Raw genomic sequence first — 13,266 nt, 5'->3', positions numbered from 1 at the left:
AAGGCTCAATCCTACAAGATTGTAATAAAAGCAAAGGGTTACAAAGATGGACAAGTAACACAGGTTATTGCTAAAAAATAACTAAACAAAAAGAGTACCAGCTCCTGAGAAAAGAGAAAAACTCTTACTCAGGTAGCTGGCACTTTTTTGTTATTAAAAAAAATGGAAATAAAATAAATTAAAATTAGAAAATTTTCTTTATAAACGAAAGTATAGGTGTTGTCACCACATATTTTTAAATCTTTCGGTGCCGCTCAGGGGAATCATTTTACCTAGGTCGCCCATTTCCCTCTATTTCCCGAAGGAGTAAAGTGCCCTCCGCTACAATCAACTCTAATGATTAAAGCTACATATGAAAACAATCTTTCTATATAATGTTTGTTGTAACACGACTTCCTTAAAGATATAGTTTATAAATCAAGCAAATTTATCGTTTTTGCGGTACTTTTCCACGAGATACGTTGCGTATTGATTTGCTTCTTTAACATTGCCTTTTTCCATGTGAAAGTCGAACAGCTTTATCGAATAATGTTCAATTAAAAGACCATATGCCATTTTCTTGAAATAAGGAAATGCTTCTTTTTCAAGGTAATAGTAGTATTTTTCTTCAACGTTTTGAAGCTTATATTTATGTAAGTGAAAGGAATGTTTAAAGATTGTCTCGTTTAGTTCTTCAGAAAGAGCAATACCCTTTTCGGCCAATTGGAGTAATTCTTCGCTTGATTTCAACCCTTGTTGCGTTAATGCCTTTATATAGCCTTCCAAAGCAGCTAAGTAAATTTCGGTATGTGTGTCACTTGTATCCATAGATTGTTTATAGTATTCACTAGCTGTTTCATATTTTCCTTGGCAAAGTTTTTGGTATGCAAGGTTATGGGTCAGAATTGCTTTTTGATGGTCTAATCTAAAGTTTTCCGCCATTTCGATTAATTTTTGGTATTCTGTATCTTTTGATTCGCAATACTCGTCCTGTTCTACTTGGATTAGCATAAGCATTTCTGCTTCAATCATACCTGTAATACTGCGTATTTCTGTGAAAAAGCGCAGAGACTTTTCGGCATAATAATAAGCCATTACTCGTGAATTGAGAGAATGATAGGCAACAGCCAAATGATAATAGTACTCTTGGTTGTTGTAATTAGTTGAATCGATTCCTTGCAAATAAGAAATTGCCTTATAAAAGTCCTTATTCATTAAGCTATTAATCCCTTTAATGTGAAGAAGCATGCTGTTTTCATATGGTGAAAGATCAGACCAATTTTCCATTTCATCAATTAGAGATTTAGCTTGGTGATCCAGCCCTATTAATAAATAATATCTCGTAAGTACGAGCGTATAGGAACGGTAAATAACTGGTATTTGTAGTAGAGAAATAGCCTCTAATTGTTTCTTAATACTCTTAGCCTTTGCATTCAGTTTTAAAATGATCGATTCATGCCATTTTTTTAAAAGGGAATCTAGGCCAAAGTAAGTATTAATTTCTGTTTCCATTTCAATGCAAAGGCGCTTTGACAGCAAGTCTATCGTTTCTTTAGAGACTTCTGTTAATCCTCGTTCAATTTTGCTTATATGTGTACTTGAACAGATGCCAATTCCTAAATCCTTCTGCATCATGTTCTGACGTTCACGATAGAATTTGATTATTTGTCCCTCTAGCATGGTGAACACCTCTCTTTATCCCGCTACTATGAATTTTTGTACGTATTTTACTAAAGAAAACCCAAATTCGATATAATACAATCGAGTCTCTATGGTTAATTTTAATAACAATTTTGATTTTTTTAAACTTTTTTTAAAATTTCAAAAGAAAAAGTAGGTTAAAAGTCCTGTGTGAAACTCCAATTACGAACACTATAGGGAGTACGATATTCTTTGAAGTACAGTTTGGAGATAATTTTTACAAGCTTTTCGGAAACTACAATGATGAAGATATGGATCATTCGGCTGAATCCGTTGATATCTTTGATTGGAAAGAGTTAGAGGAAGAGAAACGTAATTTATTAATTAGACGTAAGGAGGGTAAGAATGATTAATCCTTCCAAATTTTATAACTTATTGATCAAGTATGAAGTGATTTTTCGAACTTCTCCTCCTATGCTAAGTCTCGTTCCTCTTAAATATATTCGTAAAAAAGAAAGAGCAATTCTTTTGCTGCTAAAGGTGCAATGAATCTGCTCAGAAGTCTTTAATTTAATAAAGCTTTTTTTCAAAGCATATATATGATACTAGTAAAAATAGGTTAAAAGTGAATAATTTAAAAGTTGATAAAGCAATACATTGGAAATAATAGAGTAGAAGAGGGGAGATTTATATAATTATTGATTGCCATTTTCATGTGGATGAATCCATGCTGACTTTAGAAAAAATGATAGAGGGGATGGATAAAAATAATATAGCAAAAACTGCTCTAATCCCCCCTATGAGTGAAACAATGTTTGAATCGGATCGTACCATTCAGTATCATATCCAACGATTATTCCGTTTTCTAATACTTAATACACCTCAAATTGGGCATAAAATTTATGATGGTCTAGTGAAAGATGGCTATTTGAAACTTTATGGTAACACATATAAGATTTTTACCGAGCCGAAAAACGATATCGTGGCTACTGCAATTGCAAGATTTCCAGACCGTTTTCTAGGTTGGGTAGCAGTGAACCCTAAGATTCCTAATTTTATGGAAGAAATAGAATTCTATCTTAAAAACCCTAGTTTTATTGGGGTAAAGGCTCATCCATTCATGCATGGTTATCGTATTAAAGCTCTTGAACCAGTTGCTGCTTTATGTGAATCAAAAGGTGTACCGATGATTATTCATCTTTCTTCTGAGATTGACTCCTATAAATATCTACCTGAAAATTTTCCTAAACTTAAATTAATTTATGCTCACGCTGGTCTACCATTTTGGAGAAAACTATGGAAATACGTTAAGGAACAACCAAATGTATATGTTGATACATCAAGTGATTATCTCAATCCGTCAATTGTAAAACAAGCGGTAGAGGCTTTAGGTTACCGTAAAGTTCTATTTGGCTGTGACGGACCATATGGGATGAAGACATTTAATGAATATGACTATTCGGACAAGAAAAGATGGGTGGAATCCCTTGTAATTCCTGATAACGAAAAGGAATACATACTCGGAAAAAACTTTTTAGGATTAATTGAATAGGAAAAGGAGGCAACTAACCCTTGTGGTTGGTGCCTTTTTTTTGTTATTCGAAAGGATTAACAAAGAATTTATATAGCTTTACAAATCTGAAATTGTAGATTAACAGATGGAGATTAATCTATTCAAAAGGGGAAAGGAAATTAAAGAGAGACATAAGTTTGCTTGCTGGGTCTTTTAACGCAGAACCGATGACCGTAATTTTACAACTACCACTGGTTATCTACTTGCTGAAAAAGAGGGCAGTTTAGGTTTCATGCCAATTCAAAAGGTAAATATGCTTGGCATGTTTCTTTGGCGCAGTAAAACGTACATAATAATTTCTTTATAAGGAGGGAATCAGGAGAAAATGAATCGTTTATTACAAGCATCTATTAGAAGAGCTGGCCTTATTATTACACTAACTATCATCATTTTGGTATGGGGAGCAATATCAGCCTTTCAAATGCAGAGGGATTATCTTCCTGAAATTAATAATTCTACACTTACGGTTACAGTAAAAGCACAAAGCCTACAGGCTGATCAGGTTAAAGAATATATAACAAAGCCTATCCAGGAGGCGGTCAGGGTAGTAGACAATCTTCAAGATGTGGAAACTAATTCCTTTAATGGGGGCTCATTTATAAGTCTAAATTTTCCTATGAAATATGATATGGAAAAGGCAGAGCAGCAAGTGAATAAAGCGATCGAAGAAATTTCATTGCCAAAAGGATCTGACAAACCCCTTGTGAACCGACTTAGTACGCATTCGCTTCCTATTATGACAATCAGTCTAAAAAGCAATAATGTCAATATTACAGAAAACATGCTTAGGACTTCCGTACAAGAAGAAGTGGTAAAAGGTCTTAAAACTGTTCCTGGAATAAAGGACATTCAAGTGTCAGGCGGTGGAAATGCTGGATACGCCATCTCAATTCGCAAGGACGATTTAATTAAGTCCGGTTTTAGTGTGGACGATATCAATAATTCCCTCAAACAACAACACACAACTGAAACAGAAGGGGACTTATCAGACGGGCAGATGACGGTGCCCATAAAAGTGAACGGCTGGGGGCTGAATAAAACAGATCTGCAGAAGTTGTCTATAAGTCGGGCAGATGGTAAGACCATTTCTCTATTTGACGTGGCAGATATTTCGAATTCAATTGTTAATCTTCAGACCATTTCCAGAACAAAAGGTACACCGAGTGTAGTACTGGAAATATTAAAAACGCCTTCATCAAATATTAGCAATCTGTCGAAAAGCATTCACAGCCGACTACAAGATATAACACCGATTAAAAATAATGATGTAGAAACTTCCATACTTTTTGACCAAGGGCAGCAGGTGAACCATTCTTTACAGGGGCTCGTTAAAGAGGGATTATTGGGATGCTTATTCTCCATGATTTGCGTATTTCTATTCTTTCGCAATGTACGCTCTACATTATTGATTGCTATTTCCTTGCCAATATGCCTTTTAGCTACTACGGGTATCCTAAAGTTATTAGGAATCTCACTTAACATTCTTACCGTTTCCGGCCTTGTTGTGGCGATGGGAAGAGTTGTGGATGATTCAATTGTGATCTTGGACAATATCAACAGAAAAGTAAAAGAAGGAAAAGAATTAAAAAGCTTTTCATTCATTACACTGGCTGTAAAAGAGATGATTCCGGCGATTGTTTCATCTACGGCCACTACAGTTGCTGTATATATTCCCATAGCTCTTGTCGGTGGTCTCGTTGGCGCAGCCTTTTCAGGTTTTGCATGGTCTGTTGTTATTGCTCTCATTATTTCCTTAGTCGTTTCAGTTCTTGTAGTTCCTGCTCTGTATAATCTTGTCTGGAAAGGAAAGCCCACAGCACACGATGATTTCATGGCTCAACGTTCTTATAAGATTTATGGCTGGGTTTTTCAGAGAAGAAAGCTTCTTAGTACAATAACTGTAAGTTTATTTGTTGTTTTGGGTGTAGCCTCAGCCTTGCTTCCTGTAAATTTCCTGACCATGACGAATAATACAGGGCAGCTCGGTATTCAAATTGAATTACCTAAAAATACATCGCTGAGTGAAGTAGATAAAGAAGTGAGGAGGGTTGAAGGACTTTTGCAAAGGAATCCAAACGTTTCTTCATTTTCTTCCGGCCTCGGTTCTTCTTTTACTCCTCAATCAGACGATGTATTTGATGCAGGAGGTGGATGGATCCAGCAGCCGAATATAGCCAATCTGTCCCTAAGTATTGGAAAAAATGCAGATAAAACTAGAATGACCAACCAATTACAAAAGCAGTTGGATTCTCTTAAAAGTTCAGCAATTTACACGGTAACTGACAAGAGTATTTCGGGAGATGACTCTTTATTAAAAATTAATTTAAGTGGTGCGGATAGCCAAACTCTTGAAAATTTATCACGCTCTGTTGGAAATCGCCTAAAGTTGATACCGGGCCTTTCCGTGCAAGGTTTGGCTGATGAAGAAGGAACTGCTTCTCAATATCAATTAACCTTAAACAGAAAGATGATTGAACAAAATGGTCTGAATTTATCAGATATCATAAATAGGTTCAAGTTATATACAGCTGAAGGCACAATAGGCGAGATTTCGATTAACAATAATACTTATCCTATCGTTTTACATCTTAAGAATGTGGCTAGTAAGAATGCCCAAGCCATCAATGAAACAGATCCGGCTCTGCGATTATTAAATCAGATGGGTAACGAATCGTTTATTAATAAAGAGGGAAGAACTTTTAGATTAAATCAGCTTGTTGTTGCAGCGCCAATCACAGATTCATCTGTGATACAAGAGAAGGATGGTCATCCTTACGCTGTTATTAATGGAAATATACTCTCTAGAGATGTAGGGAAAGTAACCAAACAAGTTAAAAGTGTACTTAAGGATACTCCACTGCCCGAAGGAGTCAATTACTCTTTTGCAGGAGCTCCTGAGCAAGTAAAGGAAATGATTTTTGAAATGGCCATCGCTTTATCATTTTCCATTTTGATCGTTCTTTCCATTATCAGCTGTGTATTCAGGGGATGGAAGGCACCTCTCACAGTATTAATTTGTATACCACTTGCCTTCATTGGTTCGGTCGCTGGAATGCTAATCTTCCAGTTAGAATGGAATCTGGCTGCTCTGGTCGGACTGTTAATGTTAACTGGAATTGTGGTTACGAATGGGATTGTATTAGTAGATAAAATAGAGAGAAATAGGTTGGCAGGACACGTTTTAGAAGAAGCAATATTACAAGGTACATTATCTAGAATCAGGCCGATTCTCACAACTGCTTTAACAACAATTTTAACACTAATGCCTTTATCTTTATCATCTCGAACTGACACCATTATCTCTCAAACTCTCGGTATAGTTGTGATTGGTGGGTTAGTTAGCTCCACATTTATCAGCTTATTTATGATTCCTATTTTGTATAAATGGCTTCATAAGGAATATGACAAGAGTTCCAACGACATTGTTGGTGACCTCAGTCATAAATCTCAAAAAACCGTTTAGGAAGTGTTAAGTATTTATTGTATCTCTTGAATTAGATCCTATTGTTTTTGGCTGTAGACTTTATGCCCATTCTTGTCGTTATATCAAAGAATCGTTTTATAAACGGTTCTTTTTTCTATTGGTGAAATTCTTTTATAGATATAAATTACATAGAATGCGCCGTTCAATCAGCCCAGTGCAATCATTTCTGGTCCGTAACACAGCAAATTTGCTAGACTCCTGGATTACATTTAGTATTAAATCCTATCTTTCTACTCTTTTTTCGCAATAATTGTTCTACTACATCCCCGATTGAGGGGCGTTCAATATCCTAGTAAGTAATTAATTATGTTATTTACTTGTACTTTTTTTAAATTATGTAAATTTGTTTAGATGAGAAAATGAGCATACCAGGACTACCAATATTGATATATCAACGTTTTAATGTGAAAGATTATTCCAACCACCCTATTTTTTAGGGGAAATTTACTAATTAATACTTAACTCTACTAAATATAACCTTTATATAAATTTACTAAATTGGAGTAGTAGATTAATAGAATAGGAGTATTCTTTAGGAAGATTCAGAAAGGAGTGAAAATTAATGAAGAAAAAAGTAAATAAGACAAAATTGTTCGCTGGGGTTGCCTTAAGTACGGTATTGTTAGGGTCTGCTGGTGCTTATGCTGCAAATGATAATACTTTTGGAAATAGGCTCGTTGGCCCTCAGGCAGACGGCTCCGTGTTAACACCTGTCAATCAACTCATCACACCAGCAGGAAAACAAATTGAATTTGGGGGCAACCCTATAACAGTTGCTGTACATCCAAATAGTAGGACAGCAGCAACTATCGTTGGACGCAATAATTACGGTGGAAAAGGGATTAACATTGTCGATCTTTCGACTGGAAAATTGACTACTCAAGATTTATCCATTGGCCTCTCTCAAATGTGGGGATTAGCTTATTCTGCGGATGGTAGCCAGCTATATGCAACAGGTTCATCAGGAACAACCGGAAAAGTAGTTGTTATGTCAGTTAGTGAAGATGGAACTCCATCTGTCAAAAAAAGCATTAATCTGCCCAAAGCATCTGTCGGCGGAAATATTAATCCACTTGATATAGCAGTTACGCAAGAAGGTAAGCTGCTAGTTGCCCTAAACCGTGATAACAGCCTTGGAGTTATTGATCCTCAAACGGGTTCTGTAACGAAAGTAGCAGTAGAAAATGCGCCTACAAGTGTATTAGTCAAAGGCAACTTTGCTTATGTAACAAACCAGGGTGGCCGTACTGCAAAAGCAGGGGACACAACGGTAAATTCTTCAGGGACAAATGTGGTTGTGGACCCTAAAACAGGTGCAACGACGACAGGAACAGTATCGGTTATTGACTTGACTACGAATACAGTCACAAAAACGATCGAAGTTGGTGTGCAGCCTGAACGTATGACGCAGTCAGGTCAATACATATTTGTTGCAAATACAAATAGCGACACGGTTTCTGTCATTGATTCCGAAACTAATACGGTCGCACAAACGATAGACATTAAACCATACCCTAATGCTGCTAAAGGCTCAGCACCTAACGCTGTGAAAGTAGTAGATAACAAATTAATGGTCAGCCTTGGGCGGGATAATGCGATTGCAGTATACGATTGGCAAGGACCTAAAAAGACTGCTGAACTGCAAGGACTCTTGCCGACAGCCTGGTTTCCAGTAGATATTGCTGTTGATTCTGAAAATAAGAAGTTAATCGTTGCTAATGCGGATGGTATTGGTTCACGTGGACCTTCACGTGATTTAACGATTCAAGGAATTAAGGTTACCGGGAAATCGTCATATGCTCAAATTGGTTCTCTTTCATTAATCCCATTCCCATCTGCCGAGGATCTTGCAAAAGGAACCAAGCAGGTTTTTGCCGACAACAACTGGTTTGGATTAAAGAACCTAAACGCAAAACCTCGTAAAAATAAAAAACCGGTTGCTATGCCTGAGCGTGTTGGTGAGCCTTCAACAATTAAACATGTATTCTATATTATTAAAGAAAACCGCACTTATGATCAGGTTCTAGGAGATTTAGGTAAAGGAAATGGAGAACCAGCTTTAACTCAGTTCCCAAAAGCAGTAACTCCAAACATTCACAAACTTGCAAGTACATTCCCGCTCCTTGATAACGTATATACTTCAGGTATTCAATCAGCAAGCGGACACCAATGGGTAATGCAAGGAACTAATACGGACTATGAGGATAAAGAAACAGATTCAGCCAATGTTAGAAGTTATCCTGGAGGGGCCGGGGATCCTATGGCGTACGCACCTACAGGACACTTATGGGATCAAGCAGCAAAAAATAACGTATCTGTAGAAAACTTTGGCGAAGATACAACTGGTTTCACTGGATCAGCACCATTTGGAACCTGGACGGACTGGTACAAAGATTATCAGATTCTTTCCGGACAGAAAGAGGGCGATCTTCATGTACCAATAGGAAACTATTCGGCAACATATGATATTCCATCTCTCGGACCGATTACTTATAAACCTTTCCCAACCTTTGATACGAATATTCCAGATCAATATCGATTTGAAATATTTAAGCAAAGGTTTGAAGAACACGTCAAAAATAACGATTTACCAGCTTTAAACACGTTGTGGGTAATGGATGACCATACTGCAGGTAATGCAACAGGTTCTCCTACACCACAAGCTATGGTTGCGGATAATGATCTTGCTATTGGTAAAATCGTTGACCTTATTTCACATAGTCCTTATTGGAAGGACTCAGTCATCTTCATTACTCAAGATGATTCACAGAATGGATTAGACCATGTCGATGGTCATCGTCAGCCTGCGCATGTAATTAGTCCATGGGTGAAAAAAGGGATTACAGACAGCCACTATTGGACTGTCATAAATATGGTAAGAAGTATCGAGCAAATTCTTGGTCTCCCTGCTATGAACCAAAATGATGCAGCTGCAGAACCGATGAGCGAACTCTTTACAGACAAGCCTGACTTTACACCGTATAACTTCGAGCCTAATCAGATACCGCTTGATATTTTAAACGGACAGCCGAACTCCAATACGGCTGCACTTGCCAATACAGAACAAGTTACACCAGAGTCAAAAGAACTTTCAAAAAAATGGACGGAATGGTCTAACAAGAACAAGCAACTTTTCACCGGAAAAAATGCTTCTCCGGATGAAGTTAACGCCAACATGCTGAATCATTCTGTTTGGTACGCAACAGAAGGCTTTGATCAACCATATCCAGGGGATAAACAACCCCTCAGCCCAGAAGAAGTGCAGAAGCAACCTGAAAGCAGCGCACCTTCTCCGGCAAATAATTAAAACGTAACCGGAACAATCATCTGACATAAGGCACAAACAGGGAAAAGGAAAAAGGGACGATCGTAGTCACCTTAAGCCTTTTCCTTATTTTTTTATCAAGTTTTTGTGCCCTTCTTTAACCCACTTATTCTCTCTATTTTACTAATGGTGATTTTCCCTTTATTTTCATAGGAATTAACTCATAAAAAAATATAAAAACACTTATTGACCTTTGTGTAACAACAAGGTTTACACTAAAAATACTTAATCTTCAAAATGATTTGATAATTTAATTTATTGATATGGAGGGAGTTTAAAGAAGAAGTAAGCGCTAGTGAATGGCGCACTAGTAGACGCGTATGATATTACGTTTATTGGCATTCTTTTCAAGGAAAGATGGGGGAAAAGCTTAACCTATCATATAAAAATCTATTAATCTCAAATAATGTCCTAGGCATCGATTGCGAGGTTATCTCTCTACAGGCAATGTAAAAATAACATATTGGAGGTTTATCAAAATGTTAAAGTTGAAAATGTTTATTAATGGCGAATGGATGGATTCAATAAGCGGAGAAAAGAGTCATGCTGTGAATCCCGCAAACGGTAAAATCATGGCTGAGTCTCCACGCGGGAGTAGAGAAGAGGCCCAAATGGCAATTAATGCAGCACGAATAGCTTTTGACTCAGGAATTTGGTCAGAATTACCGGCATCTGAACGTGCTTCTTATTTATTTAAAATAGCAGATAAAATTGAAGAAAAGGCAGAAGAGCTAAGCAAACTTGAAACAGAGAATATGGGAAAACCCCTTAAAGAATCAGAGTTTGATATTGCTGATACCGTGAATTGCTTTCGATATTATGCTGGGCTAGTGACTAAGCCAAATGGTCAAACCTATTCTGTTGCCGATCCTGTCCAAGCCATGGTTATTCGAGAACCTGTCGGTGTATGCGGACTTATCGCCCCATGGAATTTTCCATTGTTGACGGGAGCTTGGAAAATAGCCCCTGCGCTTGCTGCGGGAAATACGCTTGTTTTTAAACCAGCTGAAATCACTCCAGTCACTACTTACAAATTATTTGAAATCATGGAAGAAGTGGGGATACCAGCTGGTGTTGTAAACCTAGTTTTGGGAGGTGGTTCAGCAGTAGGAAATGAAATAGCGGAAAGCCAAAAGGTAGATCTGATATCTTTTACAGGTAGTACAGCAACGGGTAGAAGCATTATGAATTCTGCAACAGGAAATATAAAAAACATTTCACTCGAGTTAGGCGGCAAGTCACCAAATATTGTTTTTGCAGACGCTGATTTTGAGACAGCCATCGATTATACTCTGAATGGGATTTTTACAAATACCGGCCAAGTATGTAATGCAGGATCCCGTTTGCTGTTAGAAGAGAGCATCCATGATAAGTTTATTGCTAGATTGGTAGAAAGAGCGAAAAAGATTCAGGTTGGCCCTGGGGATGATTCTTCTACAGAAATGGGTCCGCTTGTAAGTGAAGACCATATGAAGAAGATTCTTGAATATATTCAAATTGGGGTAGACGAAGGAGCAACATTAGCTTGCGGTGGAAACCGTATTCCTAGCAAAGGGCTTGAAAATGGTTACTTCATTGAGCCAACAATATTTGTTGATACTAAACCTGACATGAGAATTGTTCAGGAAGAAATTTTTGGACCAGTTCTTGTCGTTCAAAAGTTTAAAGATGAAGAAGAAGCCATCCAACTGGCAAATGATACTTCATACGGTCTTGCTGCAGGGGTTTTTTCACAAGATGGCGCAAAAGCTTTGAGGGTTATTAAAAAAGTAAGAGCCGGAATTACCTATGTTAATGCATATAACCTTGCCTATAATGAAGCACCTTGGGGCGGTTACAAGCAGAGCGGGATTGGACGCGGGTTAGGAACCTTTGGTTTGGATACGTTTACTGAGGTAAAACAAATTAATATAAATTTAGATGTTAAGCCAACTGAATGGTTTAGCCATTAAATCGAGGAAAAAAATCAGTTTTAAATTCAAAATATTGAAAAAATAAGGAGGAATTCATTATGTTATGGGATTTTCATTTTAATCTGCCTACTTCTATAGAGTTTGGGAATGGAACAGTAAAGAATATTGGGAAAAGAGCTAAAGAATTAGGTGGAAATAAAGCCCTTATTATTACCGATAAAGGTCTTGCACAAACAGGAATCTTGGATAAAATCACACAGTCACTAGATCAAGAAGGTGTCAATTATATTGTTTACGATAAAATAGCTCCAAATCCAAAAGATGTAGATTGCGAGAGTGCTTATCAACAGTTTAAAAACGAGAACATCGATCTTTTAATTGGTCTCGGTGGCGGAAGTTCGATGGATACAGCCAAAGCAATTGGAACACTATTTACAAACGGAGGAGAGCTAAGAGAACGTTACGGCGTAAATTTACTAGAACGGGAAATTCCACCTTTAATTTGTATTCCCACAACTTCAGGCACCGGTAGTGAAGTTACAAGAGGTTCTGTCATTACCGATACCGTGACGAAACAGAAGGAGGCGATACTAGATTTGAAAATCGCTCCTAAACTAGCACTTGTCGACCCTGAATTGACGCTAACATTGCCTAAATCAATTACAGCCGCTACAGGAATGGATGCACTCACACATGCAATCGAAGCTTATACCTGCAAAGTTGCACAACCACTATCAGATGCTTTAGGACTATATGCCATAGAATTAATAGCAAAATATCTTCCATTAGCAGTAGAAAATGGTCGCGATTTAGAAGCTAGGAAAAATATGCTTTTGGGCAGTTTAGTTGCAGGAATTGCCTTTGATAACACGGATCTTGGGGCGGTACATGCGATGGCCGAACCACTTGGAGGACTCTATGACACTCCACATGGTGTAGCGAACTCTATTTTTCTTCCACATGTATTTGAATTTAATATTCCTTCCAATCCAGAAAAGCACGCTATGGTAGCAATTAAACTTGGGGCAAATCCAGAAGGAAAAACAGTGGAAGAAACTGCGTACGAGGGTGTTGCGCTGTTAAAAGGACTGGCAAATAAAATCGGCATTCCTAGCTTCCAAGATTTAGGGAATGTAAATCCCGAAGACTTCCCTTTCCTAGCGGAAGGAGCCTATAAACATTTGTGTACTCAGGCCAATTCAAGAGATTTGACAGAGGAAGATTATCTGAACTTATTTCAAAAAACTTATGAGGTAAAAAACACCACTTTTATTAAAAATTAATGTGTAAAATGGATCGAAGTAAAATGTAAAATCCTCAGTTAAGAAATGATCATCCGCAGAAAATATTG

General features: G+C 37.4%; 7 protein-coding genes. 6 read left to right on the top strand and 1 reads right to left on the bottom strand.

The annotated features are described in order from the left end of the window. On the top strand, positions 1-81 hold an 81-nt coding region (locus COJ46_RS25240; protein WP_141540900.1), incomplete at its 5' end, for a hemoblobin-interacting domain-containing protein. Positions 82-417: 336 nt separating this feature from the next. Here COJ46_RS25240 and COJ46_RS12820 read toward each other — a convergent pair. Further along, a complete protein-coding gene (locus COJ46_RS12820) occupies positions 418-1,659 on the bottom strand; it encodes a helix-turn-helix domain-containing protein (protein WP_098565988.1) in 1,242 nt (413 codons plus the stop codon). Between the two features lie 688 nt (positions 1,660-2,347). On the opposite strand from COJ46_RS12820, the gene COJ46_RS12815 reads away from it, so the two are divergent. The 5 genes from COJ46_RS12815 (at position 2,348) to COJ46_RS12795 (ending at position 13,198) form a co-directional block, all read left to right on the top strand. Continuing rightward, a complete protein-coding gene (locus tag COJ46_RS12815; RefSeq protein ID WP_097973387.1) occupies positions 2,348-3,172 on the top strand; it encodes an amidohydrolase family protein in 825 nt (274 codons plus the stop codon). Between the two features lie 346 nt (positions 3,173-3,518). Then, entirely contained in the window at positions 3,519-6,656 is a 3,138-nt protein-coding gene (locus tag COJ46_RS12810; protein ID WP_097973389.1) for an efflux RND transporter permease subunit, read from the top strand. A gap of 721 nt (positions 6,657-7,377) precedes the next feature. Then, the gene (locus tag COJ46_RS12805; protein ID WP_286145508.1) at positions 7,378-9,984 is read left to right on the top strand and encodes a bifunctional YncE family protein/alkaline phosphatase family protein; all 2,607 of its coding nucleotides are present in this window, start codon (positions 7,378-7,380) and stop codon (positions 9,982-9,984) included. Between the two features lie 497 nt (positions 9,985-10,481). Then, complete coding sequence (locus COJ46_RS12800) at positions 10,482-11,954, top strand: aldehyde dehydrogenase family protein (protein WP_097973393.1); 1,473 nt, start codon at positions 10,482-10,484, stop codon at positions 11,952-11,954. Positions 11,955-12,013: 59 nt separating this feature from the next. Next, positions 12,014-13,198: an iron-containing alcohol dehydrogenase gene (locus tag COJ46_RS12795; RefSeq protein WP_097973394.1), complete on the top strand. Its 1,185-nt coding sequence runs from the start codon at positions 12,014-12,016 to the stop codon at positions 13,196-13,198. Positions 13,199-13,266: the final 68 nt, after the last annotated feature.

The organism is Bacillus sp. AFS077874 (genome assembly GCF_002566505.1).
Taxonomy (GTDB): domain Bacteria; phylum Bacillota; class Bacilli; order Bacillales; family Bacillaceae_G; genus Gottfriedia.
Note: the sequence above shows the minus strand (reverse complement) of the source record. Positions and strands in the feature narration are given on the sequence as shown.

Bases quoted from the DNA above. Each gene is read 5' to 3' on its own strand.
- COJ46_RS12820 (WP_098565988.1), bottom strand. From the start codon at position 1,659: ATGCTAGAGGGACAAATAATCAAATTCTATCGTGAACGTCAGAACATG.
- COJ46_RS12815 (WP_097973387.1), top strand. From the start codon at position 2,348: ATGCTGACTTTAGAAAAAATGATAGAGGGGATGGATAAAAATAATATA.
- COJ46_RS12810 (WP_097973389.1), top strand. From the start codon at position 3,519: ATGAATCGTTTATTACAAGCATCTATTAGAAGAGCTGGCCTTATTATT.
- COJ46_RS12800 (WP_097973393.1), top strand. From the start codon at position 10,482: ATGTTAAAGTTGAAAATGTTTATTAATGGCGAATGGATGGATTCAATA.
- COJ46_RS12795 (WP_097973394.1), top strand. From the start codon at position 12,014: ATGTTATGGGATTTTCATTTTAATCTGCCTACTTCTATAGAGTTTGGG.